Annotated in this window: 21 protein-coding genes; 11 read left to right on the top strand and 10 right to left on the bottom strand. The window is 67.1% G+C overall.

Annotation, left to right across the window (positions count from 1 at the left end; translation table 11 throughout):
* Positions 1-54 precede the first annotated feature (54 nt).
* Positions 55-495, top strand: coding sequence for a hypothetical protein (locus A3OK_RS0113965; RefSeq protein WP_026597268.1), 441 nt, complete (start codon positions 55-57; stop codon positions 493-495).
* A gap of 37 nt (positions 496-532) precedes the next feature.
* Here A3OK_RS0113965 and fae read toward each other — a convergent pair whose 3' ends face one another.
* Complete coding sequence (gene fae / locus A3OK_RS0113970; RefSeq protein ID WP_019905507.1) at positions 533-1,072, bottom strand: formaldehyde-activating enzyme; 540 nt, start codon at positions 1,070-1,072, stop codon at positions 533-535.
* Between the two features lie 253 nt (positions 1,073-1,325).
* Here fae and A3OK_RS0113980 point away from each other — a divergent pair, with 253 nt between their 5' ends.
* Positions 1,326-1,547 (top strand): hypothetical protein, encoded by a 222-nt coding sequence (locus tag A3OK_RS0113980; protein ID WP_019905509.1) that lies wholly within the window; start codon positions 1,326-1,328, stop codon positions 1,545-1,547.
* Between the two features lie 21 nt (positions 1,548-1,568).
* Here the strand turns inward: A3OK_RS0113980 and A3OK_RS0113985 are convergent, their stop codons facing one another.
* The 4 genes from A3OK_RS0113985 to A3OK_RS0114000 all read right to left on the bottom strand — a co-directional run bounded on the left by A3OK_RS0113985 (position 1,569) and on the right by A3OK_RS0114000 (position 8,039).
* On the bottom strand, positions 1,569-2,000 hold the full coding sequence (locus tag A3OK_RS0113985; protein ID WP_019905510.1) for a hypothetical protein: 432 nt from the start codon (positions 1,998-2,000) through the stop codon (positions 1,569-1,571).
* A gap of 116 nt (positions 2,001-2,116) precedes the next feature.
* Positions 2,117-5,869, bottom strand: coding sequence for a methionine synthase (gene metH / locus A3OK_RS0113990; RefSeq protein WP_019905511.1), 3,753 nt, complete (start codon positions 5,867-5,869; stop codon positions 2,117-2,119).
* A 169-nt stretch (positions 5,870-6,038) separates the two neighbouring features.
* Positions 6,039-6,956 carry a methylenetetrahydrofolate reductase [NAD(P)H] gene (gene metF / locus A3OK_RS0113995; protein WP_019905512.1) on the bottom strand — a complete coding sequence of 306 codons (918 nt, stop codon included), beginning with the start codon at positions 6,954-6,956 and terminating at the stop codon, positions 6,039-6,041.
* A 66-nt stretch (positions 6,957-7,022) separates the two neighbouring features.
* Positions 7,023-8,039, bottom strand: a complete 1,017-nt coding sequence (locus A3OK_RS0114000) for a metalloregulator ArsR/SmtB family transcription factor (protein WP_019905513.1) — start codon at positions 8,037-8,039, stop codon at positions 7,023-7,025.
* Between the two features lie 238 nt (positions 8,040-8,277).
* Here A3OK_RS0114000 and minC (A3OK_RS0114005) point away from each other — a divergent pair, with 238 nt between their 5' ends.
* From minC (A3OK_RS0114005) to minE, 4 genes are all read left to right on the top strand, one after another.
* Complete coding sequence (gene minC, locus A3OK_RS0114005) at positions 8,278-8,970, top strand: septum site-determining protein MinC (RefSeq protein ID WP_019905514.1); 693 nt, start codon at positions 8,278-8,280, stop codon at positions 8,968-8,970.
* A 229-nt stretch (positions 8,971-9,199) separates the two neighbouring features.
* On the top strand, positions 9,200-9,898 hold the full coding sequence (gene minC / locus A3OK_RS0114010) for a septum site-determining protein MinC (RefSeq protein WP_019905515.1): 699 nt from the start codon (positions 9,200-9,202) through the stop codon (positions 9,896-9,898).
* A 14-nt stretch (positions 9,899-9,912) separates the two neighbouring features.
* Positions 9,913-10,728, top strand: coding sequence for a septum site-determining protein MinD (gene minD / locus A3OK_RS0114015; RefSeq protein WP_019905516.1), 816 nt, complete (start codon positions 9,913-9,915; stop codon positions 10,726-10,728).
* Positions 10,725-11,042, top strand: a complete 318-nt coding sequence (minE, locus tag A3OK_RS0114020; RefSeq protein ID WP_019905517.1) for a cell division topological specificity factor MinE — start codon at positions 10,725-10,727, stop codon at positions 11,040-11,042. The genes minD and minE overlap by 4 nt, the downstream gene beginning before the upstream one ends.
* Positions 11,043-11,052: 10 nt before the next feature.
* Here minE and A3OK_RS0114025 read toward each other — a convergent pair whose 3' ends face one another.
* Complete coding sequence (locus A3OK_RS0114025; RefSeq protein ID WP_026597269.1) at positions 11,053-12,300, bottom strand: nucleoside transporter C-terminal domain-containing protein; 1,248 nt, start codon at positions 12,298-12,300, stop codon at positions 11,053-11,055.
* Between the two features lie 151 nt (positions 12,301-12,451).
* On the opposite strand from A3OK_RS0114025, the gene A3OK_RS22765 reads away from it, so the two are divergent.
* Positions 12,452-12,580: a hypothetical protein gene (locus A3OK_RS22765; protein WP_019905519.1), complete on the top strand. Its 129-nt coding sequence runs from the start codon at positions 12,452-12,454 to the stop codon at positions 12,578-12,580.
* A 181-nt stretch (positions 12,581-12,761) separates the two neighbouring features.
* On the opposite strand, the gene A3OK_RS0114035 is transcribed toward A3OK_RS22765, so the two are convergent.
* A complete protein-coding gene (locus A3OK_RS0114035) occupies positions 12,762-14,387 on the bottom strand; it encodes an ABC-F family ATP-binding cassette domain-containing protein (RefSeq protein ID WP_019905520.1) in 1,626 nt (541 codons plus the stop codon).
* A 139-nt stretch (positions 14,388-14,526) separates the two neighbouring features.
* Positions 14,527-15,726, bottom strand: coding sequence for a patatin-like phospholipase family protein (locus tag A3OK_RS0114040; RefSeq protein ID WP_019905521.1), 1,200 nt, complete (start codon positions 15,724-15,726; stop codon positions 14,527-14,529).
* Between the two features lie 455 nt (positions 15,727-16,181).
* On the opposite strand from A3OK_RS0114040, the gene A3OK_RS0114045 reads away from it, so the two are divergent.
* Positions 16,182-17,303 (top strand): histidine kinase dimerization/phosphoacceptor domain -containing protein, encoded by a 1,122-nt coding sequence (locus tag A3OK_RS0114045; RefSeq protein WP_036302847.1) that lies wholly within the window; start codon positions 16,182-16,184, stop codon positions 17,301-17,303.
* On the top strand, positions 17,300-17,740 hold the full coding sequence (locus A3OK_RS0114050; protein WP_019905523.1) for a response regulator: 441 nt from the start codon (positions 17,300-17,302) through the stop codon (positions 17,738-17,740). Before A3OK_RS0114045 ends, A3OK_RS0114050 begins: the two co-directional genes overlap by 4 nt.
* 29 nt (positions 17,741-17,769) lie before the next feature.
* Here A3OK_RS0114050 and A3OK_RS23330 read toward each other — a convergent pair whose 3' ends face one another.
* A complete protein-coding gene (locus tag A3OK_RS23330; protein ID WP_019905524.1) occupies positions 17,770-21,186 on the bottom strand; it encodes an EAL domain-containing protein in 3,417 nt (1,138 codons plus the stop codon).
* Positions 21,187-21,487: 301 nt separating this feature from the next.
* Between A3OK_RS23330 and A3OK_RS0114060 the strand changes: the two genes are divergently transcribed.
* Both A3OK_RS0114060 and A3OK_RS0114065 read left to right on the top strand, forming a co-directional pair.
* Complete coding sequence (locus A3OK_RS0114060; protein WP_019905525.1) at positions 21,488-22,216, top strand: pyrimidine 5'-nucleotidase; 729 nt, start codon at positions 21,488-21,490, stop codon at positions 22,214-22,216.
* Positions 22,213-22,632 carry a metallopeptidase family protein gene (locus tag A3OK_RS0114065; protein ID WP_019905526.1) on the top strand — a complete coding sequence of 140 codons (420 nt, stop codon included), beginning with the start codon at positions 22,213-22,215 and terminating at the stop codon, positions 22,630-22,632. Before A3OK_RS0114060 ends, A3OK_RS0114065 begins: the two co-directional genes overlap by 4 nt.
* An 18-nt stretch (positions 22,633-22,650) precedes the next feature.
* Here the strand turns inward: A3OK_RS0114065 and A3OK_RS0114070 are convergent, their stop codons facing one another.
* Complete coding sequence (locus A3OK_RS0114070) at positions 22,651-23,922, bottom strand: hypothetical protein (RefSeq protein ID WP_026597270.1); 1,272 nt, start codon at positions 23,920-23,922, stop codon at positions 22,651-22,653.
* Positions 23,923-24,037: the final 115 nt, after the last annotated feature.

The following is a 24,037-nucleotide window of genomic DNA, read 5'->3' on the forward strand; positions in this document are numbered from 1 at the left end:
GCATCGGTCCGTGGAGATGCCGACGCAGGGGCGGGAACGGCGCAGGGCGAAACCATGCTTCGATTGATTCTGGCGGCCGTGATCCTCTCCGCATCGGCGGCGGCCCGTGCCGACGAATGCGACGCCCTGGCGGCTCGGATCGCGGCGGAGCTCGGTGCGAAGGTCGGACGGCGGCAGGGGCCGAGCATCGATCTCAAGATCCCGAACAGTACGAAGATCGATCTGACCTGCCGGGCCGAGCCGATCGTCCAGGCGGCCTCGAGCGATCCCACCCCTTCGGCGGTCTACTTCCAGGATCTGTCGATTGCCGGCGCGGCCGCGATCGGTGAGACGGCCGGCACCGTCCAGAGCGCAATCGGCAAGGCCTACGAGACCTCGCTGCGCGAGCGCCGGAAGTCGTTCATCCAGCAGAACGGATGGTCGGCGAGCTGCTACACCGATCCATCGGGCTCCATCCGAACCCTCTGCTCGGTGGGCCGCATTCCGCCGGGGTGACCGGAGCGGGAGGAACCGCCCCGGTCGGAGGCCGACCTCAATACTCGATGATGTCCTCGAGCGCGTAGTGCTTCACGGTCTTGCGGTTGGCGATGAGCTCGTCGATCGTCGGCTCGCCCTTCATGGCGCGGGCGATGGCGAGTTTCGTCGCCTCGTAATTGGTGCGGTAGAGGTCCTTGCGGTCGAGGTTCTCGTCCTTGCCGCAGCGCTCGTCGAGCCAGATCGTGATGATCATGCAGAGCTCCTCGAGGCCGTCCTTCGGCAGGATGCCCTCGATCACGCAGTCGATGATGGCATCGCCGGTCGCCGCCTGGACCACGCCGCCGAGAAGCTCGGCATATTCCGCGGTGTGGATCGTGACCTTGGTGGTCATCATCGTGGACGGACGCACGAGCTGGTTGAGGTCGCGCACGACGAACATGCGGGTGTGCCCCTGGACCTGGCCGAGCATGCCGGCGAAGGCGTGGCCCACGGGGCCGCGGGTGGAGCCGATCAGCACCTCCGGCATCGCGTCGGTAAACTGGCCATCGGCGGCGAGCACGGTGGCCTCGCCCGTGCGGAACCAGATCTCTGACATGTCGGCGTTTCCCTCACTCGAAAGTTGGCTGTCGGACCGGTAGTCGGGCCGTTTCGCGGGCGGACAAACACCGTTCCGCCGCCGCCCGTCAATCTCCGGAGCCGAGAGAGTTGAGCGACACGCGCTTCCGCTCTGGCCTCGCAGGCCGCAATCGGTCATTCCATGCGCGGTTCGGCGCCTGCGGCATCGGCTCGTTTCGGAAGATGGCGTCCATCTTCCGGCCGGTGCACCAAGCCGAACGGGAGATGGGTCAATGAACGGGCAGCAGGAACGGGATTGGAGCCTCGCCGTCGCCGCATTGCCGGACGGAGTTCGGCTCGAACTCGGCCTCGCGGACCTGTCCGGAGCCCCCTTCACCGCCATTCTCGCCCTCGACAGGCGCGAGGCGCGCAACCTCGCCCGTGCCTTGCTCGCGGCCTCGGGAGACGCGGCGGAGCGGACCTTTCCGCGTCCCTCCTCCGCCGAGGGAAACTGACGCGCCAGCGCTCGTTCCGGATCAGCGTCCCGACAGTCTCGGCACCTTCAGGCCGCGCGCTTCGGGCGCGGGGGTGCAGACGTAGGTGAACTCGGTCTGCAGGTCGGTGAAGACGGATTCCCCGGTGATCTTGCAATAATCCCGAGCGGTCTCATCGAGGAAAGTGCGCGCCGCCTCGCGCAGGCGCTTGGCACGCGTGGCGGCCGGGCCGCCCTGCCCGTCGTAGCGCTCGTCGATGCCGCAGCCCGTGATCTCGCGCACGCCATCGGAGACGACCAGCATCTTGCTCACGCGGCGCTGGTCGTAGACCGTATAGGGATCGTTGCAGCCGATGGTCACCACCTGGGCGCCCACGGAGGCGTAGTTCTTCGACAGGTAGGAGAACCCGGTGCAGCCCGAGACACCGACGGCGAGGATGGCGGCGACGGCCAGGATTCCGGTGTTCCGGTTCAACGTCGTCGCGCTCCGCTGGCTCGCTCGATCAAGGTGGGGTGCATTGAAGCGCGGGCGCTCCGACGGTCAAGCCTCCGACGGACACACCCCCGCTCCATTCCACCGAATCAGACGGCTTATTCGGCGGCCGCCGCGAGATAGCGGGCGGGATCGTAGTTGAGGATGGGTCCGAGCCAGCGCTCGACCTCTCGAAGGTCCATGCCCTTGCGCAGGGCGTAATCCTCCACCTGATCGCGTTCCACCTTGGCGACGCCGAAGTAATGCGCCTCCGGATGGGCGATGTAGAGACCCGACACGGAGGAGCCCGGCCACATGGCGTAGCTCTCGGTGAGCTTCACGCCGATGCGCGATTCCGCCTTGAGGAGGTCGAACAGCGTGACCTTCTCGGTATGGTCGGGCTGGGACGGATAGCCAGGCGCGGGGCGGATGCCGTCATATTCCTCGCGGATCAGGTCCTCCGGCGCGTAGGTCTCGTCGGCGGCGTAGCCCCAGAACTCGCGGCGCACGCGCTCGTGCATGCGCTCGGCCAGGGCCTCGGCGATGCGGTCGGCGAGCGCCTTGACCAGGATCGAACGGTAATCGTCGTTGGCCCGCTCGAAACGCTCGGCGATGCGCACTTCCTCGAGGCCGGCCGTGACCACGAAGCCGCCGATGTAATCGCCGATGCCGGAGCCTTCCGGTGCCACGAAGTCGGAGAGGCAGGTATTGGCGCGCCCGTCGCGCTTCGACAGCTGCTGGCGCAGGCCGTGGAAGGTCGCGAGTTTTTCGGAGCGGCTCTCGCCTGTGAACAGGGCGATGTCGTCGCCCACGCTGTTGGCCGGCCAGAAGCCGATGATCGCCTTCGGGTTGAACCAGCGCTCGGCGACGATCTGGGCCAGCATCTCCTGCGCGTCGTCGAACAGGGCCTTGGCGGCAGGCCCCTGGTTCGGGTCCTCGAAGATCGCCGGGTAGCGGCCCTTGAACTCGTAGGTCTGCAGGAAGGGCGTCCAGTCGATATAGGGGACGAGGTCGGCGACCTCGTAGGAGCTGTAGACCCGCACGCCGGTGAAGCTCGGCTTCTTGGGCTGGTAGCCCGTCCAGTCGATCTTGAACGGGTTGGCGCGGGCTTTCGCCAGCGGCAGCCGCTGCTTGTCGAGCTCGGACCGCGCATGCGCGTCGGCGACCTTCCTGTACTCGGCGCGGACCTTCTCGATGGTCGAGTCCCGCGTCTCCTTCGACAGCAGGCTCGACACCACGCCGACGGCCCGGCTCGCATCGGTGACGTAGACGGTTTGTCCGCGATGGTAGGACGGGTGGATCTTCACGGCGGTATGGACGCGGCTCGTCGTGGCGCCCCCGATGAGCAGAGGAACCGAGAAGCCCTCGCGCTCCATCTCGGCGGCGACATGCACCATCTCGTCCAGCGACGGCGTGATCAGGCCGGACAGGCCGACGATGTCGACATTCTCGCGGCGCGCCACGTCGAGGATCTTGGCCGCCGGCACCATCACCCCGAGATCGATGATCTCGTAATTGTTGCAGGCGAGCACGACGCCGACGATATTCTTGCCGATGTCGTGGACGTCGCCCTTCACCGTCGCCATCAGGATCTTGCCGGCGGCCTGACGCTTGCCGTCGCCGCCATTGGCGAGCTTCTCCGCCTCCATGAAGGGTTCGAGATAGGCGACCGCCTGCTTCATCACGCGGGCGGACTTCACCACCTGCGGCAGGAACATCTTGCCCGATCCGAACAGGTCTCCGACGACGTTCATGCCGGCCATCAGCGGGCCTTCGATGACGTGGAGCGGACGCTCCACGCCCAGGCGCGCCTCTTCGGTATCGGCGAGGATGTACTCGGTGATGCCGTTGACCAGCGCGTGCTCGATGCGCTTCGTCACCGGTGCCTCGCGCCAGGTCAGGTCGGCGCTCTTGGCCTGGACACCGCCGCCCGACTTGAAGCGCGCGGCCGCATCGAGCAGCCGGTCGGTGGAATCGTCGCGGCGATTGAGGACGACATCCTCGCAGAGCTCGCGCAGGTCCGCCGGAAGCTCGTCGTAGATCGCGAGCTGGCCCGCATTCACGATGCCCATATCCATGCCGACCTGGATTGCGTGGTAGAGGAACACCGCGTGCATCGCCTCGCGCACCGGCTCGTTGCCACGGAAGGCGAAGCTGAGATTGGAGATGCCGCCCGAGATATGGGCATGCGGCAGCGTCTCGCGGATGATCCGGGTCGCCTCGATGAAGGCGACGCCGTAGCCGTTATGCTCCTCGATGCCGGTGGCCACCGCGAACACGTTCGGATCGAAGATGATGTCTTCCGGCGGGAAGCCGACCTCTTCGGTGAGTACCTTGTAGGCTTTTGTGCAGATCTCGACCTTGCGCTCCAGCGTATCGGCCTGGCCCTTCTCGTCGAAGGCCATCACCACCACCGCCGCGCCGTAGGACCGGCAGATGCGCGCATCGTGGATGAACTTCTCGACGCCCTCCTTCATGGAGATCGAGTTCACGATGGCCTTGCCCTGGACGCATTTCAGGCCGGCTTCGATGACGTGGAATTTCGAGGAATCGATCATCACCGGCACGCGGGCGATGTCGGGCTCGGCGGCGACGAGGTTGAGGAACTCGACCATCGCCTTCTCGGAATCGAGCAGGCCCTCGTCCATGTTGACGTCGATGATGGCGGCGCCCGCCGCCACCTGATCGCGGGCCACGTCCAGCGCCGCGGCGTAGTCGCCGGCGGTGACGAGCTTCCTGAACTTGGCCGAGCCGGTGACGTTGGTGCGCTCGCCGACATTGACGAAGGGAATCTCCTTCGTGAGCGTGAACGGCTCCAGCCCCGACAGGCGCATCAGGCGGGGCACGTCCGGGATGACGCGGGGCGTCACGCCCTCGACGGCCTGCGCGATCGCGCGGATATGGTCCGGCGTGGTGCCGCAGCAGCCGCCGACCATGTTGACGAGGCCGGACGTGGCGAACTCGCCCACCAGCCGGCCCATCGCCTCCGGGCTCTCGTCGTAGAGGCCGAACTCGTTGGGCAGGCCCGCATTCGGATAGGCGCAGACCAGCGTGTCGGCGATGCGCGAGAGCTCGCTGATATGGCCGCGCATCTCCTTGGCGCCGAGCGCGCAGTTGAGGCCGATGGTGAGCGGGGTCGAGTGGCGCAGCGCATTCCAGAACGCTTCCGGCGTCTGGCCCGACAGGGTGCGGCCGGAGAGATCGGTGATGGTGCCCGAGATCATGATCGGCAGCACCATGCCGCGCTCCTCGAACACCGCCCAGGCGGCCGCCACGGCGGCTTTCGCGTTGAGCGTGTCGAAGATGGTCTCGATCAGGATCAGTTCGGCGCCGCCCTCCATCAGGCCGCGCACCTGCTCCTCGTAGGCCGTCTTGACCTGGTCGAAGGTCACGGCGCGGTAGCCGGGATTGTTCACGTCCGGCGAGATCGACAGGGTGCGGTTGGTCGGGCCGATGGCGCCGGCGACGAAGCGGCGGCGGCCATCCCGTTCCTCGGCGAGCTTGGCCGCCTCGCGGGCGAGACGCGCGCCCTCGGCGTTCAACTCATGGACGATCGATTCCATGCCGTAATCGGCCTGGGCGATCGTGGTGCCGGAGAAGGTGTTGGTCTCGCAGAGATCGGCCCCGGCCAGGAAGTAGTCGAGATGGATCTGCCGGATCGCGTCGGGCTGCGTCAGGATCAGGAGGTCGTTGTTGCCCTTCTGGTCGTGCGCGTGATCGGTGAAGCGGTCCCCGCGAAAATCCGCCTCTCCGTAGCCGAGGCGCTGGATCACGGTGCCCATCGCACCGTCGAGGACGAGGATTTTTTCGGCCGCGCGCTGGCGCAGGGCGGCTTCGATCTCTTTGCCGTCGACGGGGCGAAGGTCGGTCATCGTGTCTCTCACGCGTCATTCCGGGTCCGCGACGCGGCGCCCGGAATCCAGGACCGCGACGGGTCCGGAAGGTCGGTTTCGGCTGCCGGACGGGGAGCGTCGGCAGGGTCGGCGCGTCTCGATCCCGGTTTCGCCTTCGGCGTTCCGGGATGACGGGTAGCCCGATCGCTCAGGCCGCCTTCGCCGCCACCTTCGGTGCCTGCGCACGAAGGCCCAGCAGATGGCAGATGGCATAGACGAGATCGGAGCGGTTCATCGAGTAGAAATGGAAGTCGTTGACGCCCTGATCCACCAGATCGAGCACCTGCTCGGCCGCCACGGCAGCCGCGATCAGGCGGCGGGTCTCGACGTCGTTGTCGAGCCCCTCGAAACGGGCGGCGAGCCAGTACGGCACCGAGGCGCCGGTGCGGCGGGCGAAATTGGCCGCCTGCTTGAAATTCTGCACCGGCAGGATGCCGGGGATGATCGGGATGTCGATCCCGGCCGCGCGCACCTTGTCGACGTAGCGCAGGTACACCTCGTTCTCGAAGAAGAACTGCGTGATCGCCTGATCGGCGCCGGCATCGACCTTGGCTTTGAGCGCGTCGATATCGGCATCGAGGGAGGCGGCCTCGGGGTGCTTTTCCGGGTAGGCCGAGACCGAGACCTTGAAGTCGCCGATCCGCTTGATGCCCGCCACCAGATCGCTGGTCCGGGCATAGCCGCCGGGATGGGGACGGTAGGCGGTACCGACGCCGTCCTGCGGATCGCCGCGCAGGGCCACGATATGGCGCACGCCGGCATCCCAGTAGGATTGCACGACCTCGTCGATCTCCTCGCGGGTCGCATCCACGCAGGTGAGATGGGCGGCCGGCCGGAGGCTGGTCTCTGTGATCATCCGCGCCACGGTGTTGTGCGTGCGCTCGCGGGTGGACCCGCCGGCGCCGTAGGTCACCGAGACGAATTTCGGCTGGAGTGGCGCGAGACGCTCGATCGACGACCACAGAACCTTCTCCATCTCGTCGGTCTTCGGCGGGAAGAACTCGATGGAGACCTGGATCGGACGGTAGCCGTCGCGGCTGGCGCGATGTTGGGAAGCGGTGGGCATCGGGGCGTCCTCAAGATCTTTCGGTTCAGACGGTCTTGGTCGAGACGGAGAGCGGTAGGTAGCCGCTCAGGCTACCGCGCGCTCCACCTCGGAAGCGAGTGCCGGCTCGACCGCGGACGCGGCGAGCCAGAGGGTGACGGTGAGTTGATCGTCGCTCTCCCCATTGGGAGAGAGATGCCGGGTGGCGACCGCGCCGAGACCGGCATCGGCGAGCCAGCCCGTCACCTGCTCGGCGGCGAAGCCGAGGCGGCGATGGGCCTGATCCTCGCGCAGGAATTCGAGATCGTGCGGCGCGAAATCTACCACTAGAAGCCGTCCGCCCGGCGCGACCAGCCGCGCCGCCTCGCGCAAGGCGCGGGCCGGATCGTCGAGATAATGCAGCACCTGATGCACCACGACGAGATCGAAACTGCCGCGCCCGAAGGGCGGGGCATGGATGTCGCCCTGGCGCAGGTCGACGCCCGAGAGGCCGGCCCGTTCGAGATTGGCCCGCGCGACGGAGAGCATGGCGTGGCTCGAATCGAGGCCGGTGGCGCGGCCGGCCCGGGGGGCCAGCAGGCCGAGCATCCGCCCCGTGCCGGTTCCGAGATCGATCAGGCTTCGCACCGGCGCCGAGCCGAGGGCCTCGATCACCGCCGCCTCCACCATCGCCTCCGGCACGTGGAGCGAGCGGAGCTGGTCCCATTTCGGGGCGAGGCGCGCGAAGAAGGTCTGCGCGGCATCCGCGCGCTGGGTCCGTACGCCGTCGAGACGGGCGCGGTCCTCGGACAGAGGCGGGCTCGCCCGGTCGAGGCTGCCGACCAGCGGCTCCACCAGCCCGGTCCGCGCCTCGATCAGGCGGAAGAACGCCCATGCGCCCTCGCGGTGCCGCTCCACCAGACCGGCCTCGACGAGAAGCTTGAGATGGCGCGAGATTCGCGGCTGCGACTGACCGAGGATGTCGGTGAGATCGGAGACCGAGAGTTCACCCTGCATCAGAAGTGCGAGGATGCGCAGGCGCGTCTCCTCGGCGGTGGCGCGCAGCACGCCGAGGGCATCGGCGAAAGGGAGGGCGGTCGTCGCCTTGGCGCTGTCTTGAGACATAAAGATATCTTTATGTTCGATCTCGCGACCTGGCAAGGGGAATCAATCAGGATACCGGCCCGGAGCGAGAGCAAGCCGGCCTCACCCTATCGTGGCGACCTCGCGCGAGGACCGAGCGCGTCCGTTCCGGTGGAGAGACGCAAACGAAGCTCTTCCGAGGGGAGCGCTCCGGCATTTCTGCCGATATGCTGCGCTCCGTCGTCGTCCTTCGATCCCGGAACAACAGAAACGCCACCGCGTGACCCAGACCAATTCCCGTCCCCCGATCCGTTTCCGCGGCCGTTCGTTCATGGCCCTCGTGCTGGCCCCCTCGGCACCGGTCCATGACTGGCTCGAAGACCTCGATGCGCTGGCCCGGCGATCCCCGGCCTTCTTCGTCGGACGGCCGGTGATCCTGGACGTGGCGGGCCTCGGCCTCGATCGGGCGGATCTCACGGCCCTGGTCTCCGACCTCAAGGCACGCGACGTCACGGTCATGGGGATCGAGGGAGCAAAATCCGGCAGCCTCGGCGAGGGTCTGCCCCCTGCCCCGGCGGGAGGTCGGCCGGTGGAGGAGGTCGCCACGCCGGACGCGCCGATGCCGACCGAGGCGCCTCGTGCGCCCCGCTCGCTGATCCTCGACCAGCCGGTCCGCTCGGGCCAGACGGTCCTGCACCTCGAAGGCGACATCACCATCATGGGGTCGGTGGCGTCGGGCGCAGAGGTGATCGCCGGCGGCTCGATCCACATCTACGGGGCGTTGCGCGGACGGGCCATCGCCGGCGCTTCCGGCAATCCGGATGCCCGCATCACCTGCCGCAAGTTCGAGCCGGAACTGCTCGCCATCGACGGCCTCTACAGGACGGCGGACGATCTCGGAGCGGAACGCCGCGGCCAGCCGGCGCAGGTCCGCCTGGACGGCGATTCCATCAAGGTCGCCGGATTGGAGTGAGGCGGCAGCCTCATCGCGGCGATTGGTGTGAAGTCCGGCGAAGGCTCGGGCGATTTCGGCCCGATCCACTCGATATGAGTAAGGCAGCGTCCGTTCGGCGGGGCGGCCGTTATCGATTTATGGCCGTCACGCCCCGTCACAGCATCTCATGATCCAAGGAACCGAGGTTCGTTAACGAAGCGGTAACCATAACGGACGTCAATGGTTCGGTAAGGAATCGCGAGAGCCCGTGACACACGCCCCTCCATCCCGCCGATCCGTCCAGCTTCGTGGCCGCGCCTTCAAGGCACTCGTCCTGGCCCCGGAAGCCCCGCTTCCCGATTGGTTCGCCGATCTGGATGCTTCGCTGAAGCGTTCGCCGACCTTGCTCGACGGCCGCCCACTCATCCTCGACATCGCGGCGCTCGGGTCCGACCCCGAAGTGCTCGGCAAGCTTCTGGCCGATCTCGGCACCCGCCGCATCCGCATCCTCGGCATCGAGGGCGCCGCGGCGTCGCTCTCGGGGACGAGCCTGCTCGACGGTCTCGCCATCCCCCCGCTTCTGGTGGGCGGACGACCGGCCACCAGCATCGATGTCCCCACCGATGCCGATCCCGAGACGACCTCTCTCATGATCGAGGGTTCGGTCCGTTCCGGCCAGTCGATCGTGCACCCTACCGGCGACGTCACCGTCATGGGCTCGGTGGCATCCGGCGCCGAGATCCTGGCGGGCGGCTCGATCCACGTCTACGGGGCGCTTCGCGGCCGTGCCATCGCCGGCGCCGCCCGCAACCCACGCGCACGTATCTACTGCCGCAAGTTCGAACCCGAACTGCTCGGGATCGATCGCCTCGTCCGCACGGCCGAGGACATGGGCACGACTCTGCGCGGGAAACCCGTGCAGATCTGGCTCGATAGCGGCTCCATCAAAATGGCAACCTTGGATTAGGGAGACATACGAATATGGCCAAGGTTCTGGTCGTTACTTCGGGCAAGGGTGGCGTCGGCAAGACGACCACCACAGCGGCTCTCGGCGCGGCACTCGCGCAAGCGGGCCAAAGCGTCGCCGTCGTCGATTTCGACGTCGGCTTGCGTAACCTCGACCTCGTGATGGGTGCCGAGCGGCGCGTGGTCTACGACCTCATCAACGTGGTCAACGGCGACGCCAAGCTCAACCAGGCGCTGATCCGCGACAAGCGGCTCGAGAATCTCTCGCTGCTGCCCGCCTCGCAGACCCGCGACAAGGACGCGCTCACCGACGAGGGCGTCGCCAAGGTGATGGACGAACTGCGCGAGAAGTTCGACTGGGTGATCTGCGATTCCCCGGCCGGCATCGAGCGCGGCGCCACTTTGGCCATGCGCCACGCCGATCTCGCCGTGGTCGTCACGAACCCGGAAGTCTCCTCGGTGCGCGATTCCGACCGCATCATCGGGCTGCTCGATTCGAAGACGCTGAAGGCCGAGCGCGGCGAGATCATGGAGAAGCACCTGATCCTCACCCGCTACGACCCCGCCCGCGCCGACCGCGGCGACATGCTCAAGGTCGACGACGTGCTCGAGATCCTCTCGATCCCGCTGCTCGCCATCATCCCGGAGAGCCTCGAAGTTCTGCGCGCCTCGAATGTCGGCTGCCCGGTGACGATGAACAACCCGCTCAGCGCTCCGGCCCGGGCCTATATCGACGCCGTCCGCCGCCTGAAGGGCGATTCGGTGCCGATGACCGTGCCCTCCGACAAGAAGTCTCTCCTCAACAAGCTGTTCACACGGAGGGCGGCATGAGCCTGCGCAACCTCTTCAACAAACGTGCTTCGGCCCCCACTGCCCGTGACCGCCTGCAACTCATCCTGGCCCACGAGCGGGCCGGGGCCGGCGGCTCCGATCTGGTGATGCTGCTGCGCGAGGAGATCCTCGCCGTCATCGCCAAGCACGTCACGGTGGAGCGGGACAAGGTCCAGATCCGCCTGGAACGGGGCCAGGACATGTCGACCCTCGGCGTCGACATCGAACTCCCGATGACGGCCCCGGCCAAACCGCCGGCCAAGTCACCGGCGAAGGCGCCAGCCAAGCCTTCGGGTAAGCGCGCAGCGGCGTGACCGCTGCCCGTCATCCGATGAACAGGCCGGCGATGGTGGCGCTGGTCAGGTTCGACAAGGTACCAGCGAGGATCGCGCGCATTCCATAGCGTGCGATCTCCGATCTCCGTTCGGGGACGAGGCTCGCGAGACTGGCGAGCTGGATCGCGATGGAGGCGAGATTGGCAAAGCCGCACAGGGCGAAGCAGACGATGGCGGTCGTCCGCGCGTCGAGGACACCCGATTTCAGCGTCGGCGAAAGCTGGGCATAGGCCAGGAATTCGTTGAACGCGATCTTCTGCGCGATGGCGCCGCCCACCAGACCGGCCTCGCTCCACGGCACGCCCATGAGCCAGGCCAGCGGCGAGAAGGCCAGCCCGAGCACGCCCTCGATGCTCAGGCCCGGATAGCCGACGAGGCCGCCACCCCATCCGGCGATGCCGTTGAGCAGGGCGATCAGCCCGGTGAAGGCGATCAGCATGGCCCCCACCGAGACCGCGATGACGAGCCCCTTCTGGGTGCCGTCGGCCGCCGCCTCGATCAGGTTCACCGCCCGCGTCTCGCCGAACTCGACCTGCATCGTCGTCACCCGCGTCGGCTCCGTCGAGGGCATCAGGATCTTGGCGTAGAGAAGCCCGCCTGGGATCGCCATGACGCCGGCCGCCAGCAGGTACTCCATCGGCACGCCGAGCGCGGCATAGCCGGCCAGGATCGATCCAGCGGTGGAGGCGGCCCCGCTCGTCATCACCGCGAACAGTTCCGCTCCCGTCAGCAGCGCGAGGAAGGGCCGCAGGGCCACGGCGATCTCGCTCTGGCCGATGACGATGGTGATGACGGCCGAGAACGTCTCGATGGGCGAGGTGCCGAGCACCCGCCGCAGCCCCGCACCGATGATGCGGGCGAGGGTCTGCATCACCTTCAGATGATACAGGATCGCGATCAGGGCCGAGACGTAGAGGATCTGCGGCAGCACCCGCAGGGCCAGGATGAACCCGCTGCCGCCGAACAGCTCGAACATGCGCGGCTCGACGAGGCCGCCGAACAGGAACAGCACCCCGCGATCGCCGTAGGCGAGTACCGTCTGCACGAGGGTCGCCGCAGCATCGAGGGCCTGCCGGCCGAGCGGCACGAACAGCACGACGGCGCCGATGGCGATCTGCAAGGCGAGCGCCGAGATTACGGTCCGGGGCCGGATCGCCCGGCGATTGGTGGAGAACAGGATCGCGACGGCAAGGAGCAGCGCCAGACTCGCGCCTGCATGGAACACTCTGTCGGTCATCGGGCCCCGCCTCTTGCGGGTGGCGGAGCAAGGGTGATGCCGGGGCAGGCGCGCATCATGTCGGGCTCATCCGGAACGGGAAGACGTCCGGCGTGTTGACCGTCAAGCTGCGCCGTAATGCGGCGCATAAACGGTTTGAAGGAAGACAGCCATGAGCCTCATCGGACGCCTCGTCACCAAGATCCTCGGCAACGAGGACCGCACCGTGGTTCGCGACGACCGCAACTCGGATTCGAGCAACGCCATCGGGCGCCTCGTCACCAAGATCCTGCGCAAGTAACGCCTCTTCGAGCGCCGCCGGCCACAGGGTCGGCGGCGTTTCAATGTTTGCCCCAGACTCTGCCGCATCCTGAGATGCCGCAGCGCGAACCGGACGCCTCCTGCGAGGCCCGCTGACGCCGGCACCTCGGGATGAGGTGGAAGAATCGGGGCGATAACCTTTCGACGTAAAGCGAGACTCCTCACGCCGCCTTGCGCTTGTTCTTCTTCTCGCGGCCCTGACCGGGCGCGGTCTTGCCGGTCTTCGAGCGGTCGAGGACGAAGCGGGCGTAGTCGTCCATGTCGCCGGCGAACGGCTTCACCGTCCTGTCGGCGGCGAGCCAGAGACGATCGGCCACCAGTTCCATCAACGAGCGATCGTGGGTGATCAGGATGACGGCACCGCCGTAATCGTTCAGCGCGTCGAGCAACGCCCGCCGGCTGTCGATGTCGAGGTGGTTCGTCGGCTCGTCGAGGATGAGCAGGTGGGGTGCCTGCATCGCCACGAGGTTGAGCAGGAGCCGCGCCCGCTCCCCGCCCGAGAGCGCATCCACCGTGGTTTCCTGCTTGTCGAAGGCGAGGCCGAAGCTCGCGAGCTTGGCACGGCGGCCGGATTCGCTGTCGTCCGGCCGCTCGCGGCGGATGATGGCGAGCGGCGTGTCCTTCGGGTCGAGGGCCTCGATCTGGTGCTGGTGGAACCAGCCGACCTGCACCCTGCCCTCGCGCACCATGCGCCCGTCCCGCACCTTCAGCGCGCCCGCCGCCATCTTGGCGAAGGTCGACTTGCCCGCGCCGTTGACGCCGAGCAGGCCGATCCGGTCGTCGACGTCGAGGGTCAGGTTGAGGTCGCGCAGAACCGGTTCGTCCGCGCCGTAGCCGATGGTGGCGTCGGTGAGATGCATCAAGGGCGGCGCCAGCGGGCGCTTCGGCGACGGCAGGTGGAACGGCGCCACATGCTCCTCGATGGTGGTGGCGATGGGCTCCATCTTGGCGAGACGCTTCATCCGCGACTGGGCCTGGGCCGCCTTCGAGGCCGACGCCTTGAAGCGATCGACGAAGCTCTGCAGATGGGCGCGCTCCGCCTCCTGCTTCATCTTCGTGGAGGCCTGGAGCCGTGCCTTCTCGGCGCGGCGCTTCTCGAAATCGTCGTAGCCGCCGGTGTAGAGTTCGAGCTTGCCGTTGGCGACGTGCAGGATCGCGTCGACCGAGTTGTTCAGGAGTTCGCGGTCGTGGCTGATGATCAGCGCCGAGTGCGGATAGCGCTTGAGCCGCGCCTCCAGCCAGAGCGCGCCCTCCAGATCGAGGTAGTTGGTCGGCTCGTCGAGCAGCAGCATGTCGGGCTCGGCGAAAAGCGCGGCGGCCAGCGCCACGCGCATGCGCCAGCCGCCGGAGAATTCCGACATCGGCCGGCTCAGATCCTCCACCGAGAAGCCGAGACCGGCGAGGATTTCGCCGGCCCGCGCCGGAGCCCGGTCGGCATCGATCTCGATGAGCCGGCCGTAGATCTCGCCCATGCGCTCGGGCTCGGCGGTGTCGAGTTCGAGGTTGAGCGCCTCGCGCTCGATATCCGCGGCCAGGATGGTGTCGATCAGGCTCACCGGCGTCGCCGGGTGTTCCTGGTCGACGGAGGCCACGCGGGCATTCTTCGGCAGCAGGATCACGCCGCTATCGGGCTGGAACTCGCCGAGGATGATCTTGAACAGGGTCGACTTGCCGACGCCGTTGCGGCCGACGAGCCCGACCTTCGATCCCGGCGGCACGGCCACGCTGGCGCGGTCGAAGAAACGCCTGCCCCAGGCGTTGAAGGTGAGGTCTTCGATCTGGATCATGGGTCAGCGGCCAAACGCAGGGGAGATGCGGGCCGATGGCCACACGGGAGAGACGACCTCTCCCTATCGCAGTGCAGCATCGAGCGCGAGGGCGGGCGACGCAGGGCACCACCTCATTGCAGGGATGATGCGCTGCCGCTCAGTTGCGCTCGACGCCGGCGGCGATGGCCTTCACCAGGGGCGCGGTGGGAACGTTCTTGCGCCAGAACGTGCCGGACCGGCCGGTCTCCTTTCCGGCCTCGTAGAGCTTGCGCATGTACGCCGTGTCGAAGCCCCGCGCCGCCGTCGTGTTGGGCGCGGATTCGTCGATATAGGTGAGGTTGAAGCCCATCCCGCTGCCGCGGGTGAAGGCGTAGGTCGCGGCCAGGGTCGCCCGGCTGCGGGCCCGGCTCGCGGTGGTGAAGGAGCGCTCGACGATGGAGAGGGTGTTGTTCTGCGCGACGTCGAATTCCGGCTCGAGGCGCCCGTTGATGATGACGTAGATGTCGGTCTTGCCGGCGGTCCGCAGGCGATTGTCCCGCAGCAGGAAAGATTGCGGCAAGGTGAAGACCGGCGTCACCACCGAACCGTCGACATGCATCTCCTGGAAAGCCTTGCCCTCGGCCTGCACCTCGAGCAGTTGCGGCGGGAACACGGCGGGAATGCTGGCGGATGCGGTCAGCACGTCGGTGAACAGCGAGACGGCGTTGGGTCCGCCATTGGCCGCGATGGCGCCCATGTTCCAGATCACCGCCCGCTGGGAATCGAGGTTCGTCGTCACGACGAGGAGGCGACGCCCCTTGGCGTGCTGCTCGGCGATGGCCGCGAGGAGATCGGGCGTCACGTAGCGGCGCACGAGGTCGCGCAGGCGGCCATCCCCGAACAGGCCGGACCCGAACACGATGTTGGTGACGCTCGGCGACTGCACCAGGGTCGAGGCGACGCCGCTCGTATAGATATCGGTGAGGGTGGAATCGTAGGCCGGTCCGAGGAAGGCGAACGGCGCGATCAGGGCGCCAGTGCTCACTCCCGAGACGAGGGCGAATTCAGGCCGCTTGCCGGATTCCGTCCATCCGTTGAGGACGCCCGCGCCATAGGCCCCGTCACCGCCGCCGCCCGACAGGGCGAGGTAGGCGAAGGCCTGTTTCGAGCGTTCCGGCCTCGCCACCATCTCGGTGAAGGTGCTTTCCGACGCATCGGCATAGGCGCGAACGGAGAGATCCATCCCGGCCGGCACCGCCGCCGCCGCCTGGTCGGCGGTGTAGGCGACGCGCGGAATCGTTCCGCAGGCGGCCAGTTGTGCGGCCATCAGGAGAGCGGCGGCGCCCCGAGCCCATCCGAACCGGCGAGATGTCGACATGTCGGCGTGATCCTGGCGTTCTCACCGCATCGCGACCGACGCGTAGCAGTCAAGCTGAACGGTAACGAGCTTGACCATACTACCGTTCCGGGCAGTCGCGAGCAATCATCGGCCGGCCGGGCAGTGCTCGTCGGCACGTTCAGTGACGGATCGGCAACGCCGCCCCGAACGTTCCTCCGCATCGGCTCTCCATGGAGCCGATCGATCGGTGGAAGACGTGCCGTAAGCTGAAGCTTGTCGAACGGATCAGGCTTCCTATGTCAAGGTCATCAACCGAAATCGACATTCACGCTCGCCGATCGCGCGTCCTGATGGGTTGTCACGGCGAACGGGCCTTCCCGGTGAACGGGTCGGCCTGCGAACCGATGCGCCCTCAGCTGCGGCGGACGGGCTTGGACGGTTTCGACGACAGATGGCCCGGCATCGCGACGTGCCGGGTAACGCAGGAAGGCAAGATGGAAGCGGACGATGCCTGGCACCTCACCGATCGACTGAGCGTCGAGCACGGCAGGGGCGACCCCTTCGCGGCGGCTATTCGCGCGACGCGCATGGCGATGATCATCACGGATCCGCGACAGGATGATAATCCTATCGTCTTCGTCAACAATGCCTTTCTGAACATGACCGGCTACAGCCGCGCCGAGATCATGAACCAGAACTGCCGGTTCCTCCAGGGGAGCGAGACGGATCCCAACGCCGTGCGCCAGATCCGCGATGCGATCGCCTCCGAGCGCGACATCGCCATCGACATCCTGAATTACCGCAAGGACGGCACCCAGTTCTGGAACGCCCTCTACGTCAGCCCGGTGATCAACCGGGAGGGCGAGACGGTCTACTTCTTCGCCTCGCAGCTCGACGTGACCGAACGGGTCGACGCGCACATGCAGACGCGCAACGAGAAGGAGCATTTCGAGCGGGAGGTGCAGAAGCGGACGCGTGAGCTGACCGAGGCCCTGGCGGCGAAGACCATGCTGGTCCACGAGGTCGACCATCGGGTCAAGAACAACCTCCAGATGATCGCGTCCCTGCTCACCATGCAGACGCGGACCATCACCGATCCCGATGCGAAGGCGTCGCTGAAATCCATGCTGACCCGCGTCGAGGCCCTCGGCACGGTGCATAAGCGCCTGTATCAATCCAACGACGTGCAACGCTTCGACGTCGCGGCCTTCGCGCGAGAACTCACCATCGATCTGGTGCGCGGCTCCGGGCGACAGGGAATCGATCTGGATTTCGACCTCGTCTCCGTCGAAGTCCCCGTCGAACAGGCGCCGCCGGTCGCCCTCGTTATGAACGAGTTGCTGACCAACGCGCTCAAGCACGCCTTCCCGAACGACAGCGGCGGACGGCTCTCGGTCTCGGTGAAACCCGAGGACGACGACATCCGGATCACCATCATCGATGGCGGTGTCGGCATGCCGAGCGAAGTCATCGGCAACCGCACCTTCGGCAAGCGCCTGATCGAAAGCCTTGCGCGCCAGCTGAATGCCAGTATCGCTTGGCATCCGGCCAATCCCGGGACGTGGATCGACATTCGCATGCCCCGCGATGGGATGGGCAACAGGGAGACACCGTGAGTCAGCCTCTGCGGATCGTCATCGTCGAGGACGAAGCACTGATCGTGATGCAGCTCGAAATCCTGCTCGAAGAAGCGGGACATCAGGTCGTGGGGACGGCGGTATCCGCCAGCGATGCCATCGCGGTGGCCCGGCGGACACGGCCCGACATCGTCTTCATCGATCTGCAGTTGAAGGGAGGCTCCTCCGGTCTCGACGTCGCGAAGGATCTGGCGGACGAGCCCGCGATGACGCTGATCTTCCTGACGGCCAATGCCAGCCGCTTCCGCGACGATTTCGCCGGCGCGGCAGCGGTCATCGCCAAGCCTTTCTCGGAAGCCATCATCGGGGATACGATGAGCTTCCTCGACGAATGCATCCGGACCCCGCCGCCGGTCTCGACCCTTCCCCTCGGCCTGCGGTTCGCGCCGGGATATCTCGAACGCATCGCCGGGTGAGGCGGCGAGCCGGTCCCCGCCTCCTCGCGTCAGGCCGCTCTCTCGGCGCGTGACAGGCGGGTGAAGATGCCCGGCAGGTCCCGTGCCGGAACGGGCTTGCTGAAGTAGAAGCCCTGGACCTCGTTGCACCCCTCCGCCCGCACCAGATCGAGTTGCGCCCGGGTCTCCACGCCTTCCGCGGTGATCGTCGTCCCGCGACGCTCGCCGAGCCCGACGATGGAGCGCACGATGGCCGCCGTGTCGGCATCGGCGATCTCGCGGATGAAGGAGCGGTCGATCTTGATCTTGTCGAACGGGAACTGCCGCAGGTAGCTCAGGGACGAGTATCCCGTCCCGAAATCGTCGAGGGCGATGCGGACGCCGAGATAGCGCAGGCGGTGAAGCGAGATGATCACCGCCTCGGTATCCTGGATCAGCACGCTCTCGGTGATCTCCAGTTCGAGCCGGTCGGCGGCGAGCCCCGATGCGGACAGGGCCATGATCACGGATTGCTCGAGGCCCGGCTCGCGGAACTGCATCGCCGACACGTTGACCGCGATCCGTGCGGGCTGCGGCCATGACGCGGCCTCGCGGCAGGCCTCCCGCAGGGCCCAGTTACCGAGTTCGACGATCAACCCGGTCTCCTCGGCGATCTCGATGAATGTCGAGGGCGGGATCATGCCGCGGGTGGGATGCGACCAGCGCATGAGCGCCTCGAAGCCGCTCACCGTGTCGGTCGCGAGGTCGACCACGGGTTGGTAATGCAAGCTGAGGTCGCGATTCAGCACGGCCTGGCGCAGTTCGAATTCGATCTGGAGGCGTTCCTCGATCGCCGCATCCATGCTGGCCTCGTAGACGCGCAGGGTGTTGCGGCCCGCGGCCTTCGCCCGATACAGCGCGAGATCGGCGTGCCGCAGGAGAGGATCGGCCTCCAGCCCGTCCACCGGGGCATGCGCGATGCCGATGCTGATCCCGATATTGGCCAGATGTCCGTTCAGCTTGATCGGCTGCGCGATCGCGTCGATCGCCTTGCGCGCGACGGTGACGGCCTCGTCGATCTCGCGGAGATCGACGAGGATGATGCCGAATTCGTCGCCTCCGAGGCGGGATACGACATCGCGCGGACCCAGCACCGTGCCGAGGCGTTCGGCGACCACCTGCAGCAGCGTGTCCCCCGCCAGATGTCCGAGGGAGTCGTTGATCGCCTTGAACCGATCGAGATCGAGGCAGAGCACCGCCGTCGCGCCCTTGCCGCTCCGCACCGACGCGAGGACCTGTTCGAGACGGTCGTGGAAAAACGCCCGGTTGGGCAACCCGGTCAGGGCGTCGTGGCAGGCGAGATGGGCGATCCGCTGGTCCGATTCCTTTCGCGCCGTGATGTCGAGGTTCATGCCGACGAAGCGGCAGACCTCCCCGGTCTGCGGATCGAGGACGGCGCGGCCGAACCCCTGGAACCAGCGGCATTCGCCCGTTCTGGGGTGGATCCCGCGAAACTCGACCCGGTGGTTGGTGCGCGTGGTGATGGCGCGAACGCCCTCCGCGCGAACCCGCACGAGATCGTCCTCGGGAACGTTCCGTTCCCATTCCGCCATGCTCATCGACAATCCGGCGGCCGCATTCGCTTCGTCGAACGGCAATCCCTGCATCCTGGCGCTCTCGGGAGATTGCCAGACCCGGCCGGTGGCCACGTCCCATTCCCAGACCCCCGCTTCCGCCGCGTCCTGGGCGAGGCGCAGGAGAGCGCTGGTGCGTTCCAGCTCCATCCTCGCGGTGATGATGTCGTCGATATCGAGGGCCGTGCCGAGCCAGCCGTGCTGCCCGTCGACGAGCCTGAGCGGGCGCTTGTTGACCTTGTGCCAGCGGTACACGCCATCGGCGCGGCGGATGCGGATCTCGAAGTCGAAGTCCTTTCGATCGCGATGGCCGTCACACACCGCGCCGCGAAGGCGCGCATTGTCATCCGGGTGAAAGAACGCCAACCGCTCCTCGAAGGTGCCGGGATTCTGACCGTAATACCGTTCGAAATGACGGTTCGAGTAGGTCGTCCTTTCCTGCTCGTCCGTGATCCAGAGCATCTGGGGAAGAAAGTCGGCGAGGAGCCGGTAGGACGCCTCGCTCTCGCGCATGGAGCGCTCGGCCATCTGCCGGGCGGTCACGTCCGCGAAGGTGTAGACGATGCTGCCGTCGGCCAGCGGGACGCCGAAGAGTTCGAGGATGGTGTCGTTGAGGGGCAGATGCTCGCCCGCCGCGCCGGCCTCACCGTGATCGCGCCTGCGCCTGTCGAGGGTCTCCGGCAGCGAGCCGTCCCGTTCGGCGATGTAATGACGGACCTCCTCGAAGGGAGCGCCGTCGTGGAGCATGCCTTGCGGCAGGTCGAGGAGAAGGTGCAGGCGCTCGTTATGGACCCGGATCCGGTCATCCGCATCGACCATGACGAGGCCCTCGTCGATACTCTCCAGCGTGATGCGCAGGAGGTCCGTCGTCTCGCGAAGGTGCTGGTCCGAGCGGGCGAGTTCGGTGACGTCGAGGCAGATGCCGGAGATCGCGCGCACGGCCCCGCTGGCGTCACGCTCGATGATGCCGCGTTCGGCGACGGTGCGGCATTCCCCGCCGGGGCGGAGGATGCGCGAGCGATGCTCGTAATCGTCGCGCGCGAAGGCCCCCGAGACCGCCACGGCATCGTCGAGATGCCAGCGGACGCGATCCCGGTCCTGGGGATGATAGAAGGTCAGATGCTCGTCGAGGGGGATGCGGGAGAGATCGGCGGGGGCGCGGCCATAGACCCGCGCCATGCCCTCCGACCACTCGATGCGCCGTCCGGCGATGTCGATCCGCCAATGCCCGAAACCCGCGATCTCCTCGGCCATGCGCTGCGTTTCCAGCGCCGCGGCGAGGCGGGCTTCGCGGCCGGCCAGAACGGCCTCCACGCGCTGGCGCTCCCGCAGCTCGGCCTCGCGCTCCGCATTGGCTTCATGAAGGTGCAGATGCGCGGTCACGACCAGGGCGAGGTCATGGAGCTGGGCGACCTGCTCCTCCCCGAAATCGGGACGCGGAACGGTATCGATCAGGCATAGCGTGCCGATGTTCTGTCCGGGACGGAGGGCGAGCGGGACGCCCGCATAGAAACGGGCCTGGAGCGGGCCCTGCACCAGCGGGTTGTGGGCGAAGCGCGGATCGGCGCGGAGGTCGTGGACCACCATCGGCTCGTCCGGCGAGCCGGCCATGGTGTGCTTGCAGAAGGCATCGTCCCGGCTCGGCGGCGGCCCCTCGACCCCGAGCCTGGCCTTCAGACGCAGGGATTCGGCATCGATGAGCGGCACGAGAACGATGGGGACCCGGAACAGGGCCGCCGCGGTGCGGCACACGGCATCGAGGTGAGGCTCGGGACCACCGTCGATCAGGTGCACGACATCGCAGCCGACGGCGCTGAGGGGTTCGTCGCTTTGGTCCTGTGCCTGATCTTGCACGTCGCACCATCCAGAGGGCCATGTCGAGGCTAACGGTCCTGCAGTCGGTCGTGCTCGACGCCGCAAATCGAAAGCTTCGGAGGTCAGGTTAGGCTGGCGCGCGTTGCGATATTCCTACCGATTCAGAAAAGACGCTGCCTCGGCTGATTTCGCCGGGCAGGAAAGAGCGTGAATGATTGATCTGCCATATGGTCGGAACGAATGGCCGAGCTTCCTTTCGCGGGGCACAATTTCATCGTAATCTTGGGCTCCATCCGCGATACCTTACCGCTCCGATCGCCTCGAACCCCGTTCAACCGCTTTGTTTCTTCCCGGCGAAAGCCACCTCACCAGCGCCGGATCCCGCGGCTTCTCCCGTGTCGACACCTGGGTGTTCGACCTCGACAACACGCTCTATCCGAGCGACGCCCGAGTCTGGCCGCAGGTCGACGAGCGGATCACCCTGTTCGTCATGCAACTCTACGGGCTCGACGGGCTCTCGGCGCGGGCGCTGCAGAAGTATTTCTACCATCGCTACGGCACCACGCTGAAGGCTCTGATGGTGGAGGAGAAGGTCGACCCCTACCACTTCCTCGACTTCGCCCACGACATCGACCATTCCGCGATCCGCCTCGACGCGGCGCTCGGCGATGCCATCGAGAAGCTGCCGGGCCGCAAGCTGATCCTCACCAACGGCTCTCGGCGCCATGCCGAGAACGTGGCCGCCAAGCTCGGCATCCTCGACCATTTCGAGGACGTGTTCGACATCGCCGCCGCCGACTTCGTCCCGAAACCCGAGCGCTCGACCTATGAGCGCTTCCTCGATCGGCACGCGGTCGACCCGCACCGCGCGGCCCTGTTCGAGGACATCGCCCGCAACCTCGTCGTGCCCCACGAGATCGGGATGGCGACGGTGCTGGTCGTGCCCCGCATTATCGATCCGTTCCGCGAGGCGTTCGAGCAGGAGGCGGTGAAGGAGCCGCATATCGACCACATCACCAACGATCTCGCTGCCTTCCTCAGCGAACGCGTCCTTCCGGCCGTCGGATGAGCGATCCGGTTCAGGACTGGTCGGAGATCCGCGCGCCCTCCCTCGACGACGTGGAGATCCTGGCGCGCGACGCATTGGCCCGTCTGCCGGCCCGGTTTCGCGCCCTCTGCGACGGCGTGACGATCCATGTGGAGGATTTTCCCGACGACGCGACGCTGCGGGACATGGACTGCGAGACCGAGTTCGACCTGCTCGGCCTGTTCCGGGGGATCGGACTCGCGCAGGGCGGCGAGACGGTGACCGGTCAGATGCACAACCGGGTCTGGCTCTACCGCAGGCCGCTCCTCGACTATTGGGCGGAGCACGAGGAGAGTCTCGGCCATCTCGTCAGCCACGTCCTCGTCCACGAGATCGGGCACCATATGGGCCTGTCCGACGACGACATGGCCGCGATCGAGGCGGCTGCGGACAGCTGATCCGCAACGCGCCCGACGTCAGTCGTCGTTCGCGGGACTGGGGCTCGCGGCGCGCGGCCTGAGCAGGCTGGCCTTCGGGCGCCGCGTGCGGAACTGGCCGCGCTCGACGGCGATGAAGACGAGCACCGTGATGGTGAGCGTCGTGATCCACCAGATCACCGTCAGTCCGACCCCGATACAGGCGATGGTGAAGGCGCTGGCGAAGGCCGCCATCGCGCCGGGCACGATCGCGCCCGGAACCGTCGCGGTCGCCCCGCGTCCGCTATGCCGGATCGCCGCGTGGAGGGCGAAGGCGGCGGCCAAGGCGCCGACGATCCCGAGTTCGTACCAGAGTTCGAACAGCATCGTGGTCGGAGCATTGTTGGGCAGCAGGTTCACGAATCGGCCGCGCAAGGCGGTCTCGAACCCGTGCCCGGTGACGAGCCGGACCGGCTCCGTGGTCACAACCTTCTGCCACGCCTTGATCGTGAGCACGCCGGGCGCCGTCGGGCCGAAGGCGACGATGCCGATGGGCCGGGCGATGAACGGCAGGAACGGCGCGGTCACCAGCAGGCCGGCGCAGACCAGGGCAACGGAGCGGATTGCGACGAGGGGACGGTAGGTGGCGAACAGGAACACCAATGCGCCGGCCGCCAGGGCCAGGATCTGGGTCATGTTGGGCGAGATCGAGAGGGCGATGGCCACGAGGATCGCGGTTCCGAGCGCCTCCATGTCGCGGCCGCGCGAGCGTAGCCATGCGACGGAGGGCCAGACCAGCAGGGCGAGGAGCGTCAGCCCGCGATCGACCGAACTCTGGTCCTCGGGCATGTTACGCAGGAGTGTGTCGCCGAACAGCCCGAACAGGATCGAGACGATCGCGGCGGCGATCACGCCGAGCGGCAGGAGATAGAGGTTGGCCGAGCGCATCCGGTCCGGCAGCGCGAGATAGGCGGCCAGCGTCATCAGGATCGTGGCGACGAGGTTCAGCAGGCGCTCGGTCGCCTGACCGAGAAACGGTGTCCAGACGAGGGAGAGGGCGGACCAGACGATGACCAGCCCGCCGGCGAGGAACGCGGTCGAGGTCACGAGACGCGTGGCCGTGGCCCGGAGCGGCCGTTGTTTTCCGTCGATCGCGCTGGCGATGACGAGGAGCGCGATCGCGATGGGAGCGAGGATCACCGTGGCGCGGCGGGCCACCTGCGCGGAGACGGGGAGCACGACGAACAGCCCGAAGAAGCCGACGCGGCGCAGGAGGGCCGCCGCATCGAGGGCCGGGTCGACGGAAGGTCTGGACGTGGACGCACGGGCCATGCTGCGATTGTAGCCGTTGAACGGCGCCACGAGACCGTCCGTGCGCTACCGATGGAGTCGTAGTGCAGGGAGCGGACGCGCGCTGTAGATGTCGTGCAACACCTGTGCCTCCTCC

The organism is Methylobacterium sp. 77 (assembly GCF_000372825.1).
Lineage (GTDB): Bacteria > Pseudomonadota > Alphaproteobacteria > Rhizobiales > Beijerinckiaceae > Methylobacterium.

Coding starts and splice junctions, on each gene's coding strand:
- A3OK_RS0113965 (WP_026597268.1), top strand. CDS start 55: ATGCTTCGATTGATTCTGGCGGCCGTGATCCTCTCCGCATCGGCGGCG.
- fae (WP_019905507.1), bottom strand. CDS start 1,072: ATGTCAGAGATCTGGTTCCGCACGGGCGAGGCCACCGTGCTCGCCGCC.
- A3OK_RS0113980 (WP_019905509.1), top strand. CDS start 1,326: ATGAACGGGCAGCAGGAACGGGATTGGAGCCTCGCCGTCGCCGCATTG.
- metH (WP_019905511.1), bottom strand. CDS start 5,869: ATGACCGACCTTCGCCCCGTCGACGGCAAAGAGATCGAAGCCGCCCTG.
- metF (WP_019905512.1), bottom strand. CDS start 6,956: ATGCCCACCGCTTCCCAACATCGCGCCAGCCGCGACGGCTACCGTCCG.
- A3OK_RS0114000 (WP_019905513.1), bottom strand. CDS start 8,039: ATGTCTCAAGACAGCGCCAAGGCGACGACCGCCCTCCCTTTCGCCGAT.
- minD (WP_019905516.1), top strand. CDS start 9,913: ATGGCCAAGGTTCTGGTCGTTACTTCGGGCAAGGGTGGCGTCGGCAAG.
- minE (WP_019905517.1), top strand. CDS start 10,725: ATGAGCCTGCGCAACCTCTTCAACAAACGTGCTTCGGCCCCCACTGCC.
- A3OK_RS0114025 (WP_026597269.1), bottom strand. CDS start 12,300: ATGACCGACAGAGTGTTCCATGCAGGCGCGAGTCTGGCGCTGCTCCTT.
- A3OK_RS22765 (WP_019905519.1), top strand. CDS start 12,452: ATGAGCCTCATCGGACGCCTCGTCACCAAGATCCTCGGCAACGAGGAC.
- A3OK_RS0114035 (WP_019905520.1), bottom strand. CDS start 14,387: ATGATCCAGATCGAAGACCTCACCTTCAACGCCTGGGGCAGGCGTTTC.
- A3OK_RS0114040 (WP_019905521.1), bottom strand. CDS start 15,726: ATGTCGACATCTCGCCGGTTCGGATGGGCTCGGGGCGCCGCCGCTCTC.
- A3OK_RS0114045 (WP_036302847.1), top strand. CDS start 16,182: ATGGAAGCGGACGATGCCTGGCACCTCACCGATCGACTGAGCGTCGAG.
- A3OK_RS0114065 (WP_019905526.1), top strand. CDS start 22,213: ATGAGCGATCCGGTTCAGGACTGGTCGGAGATCCGCGCGCCCTCCCTC.
- A3OK_RS0114070 (WP_026597270.1), bottom strand. CDS start 23,922: ATGGCCCGTGCGTCCACGTCCAGACCTTCCGTCGACCCGGCCCTCGAT.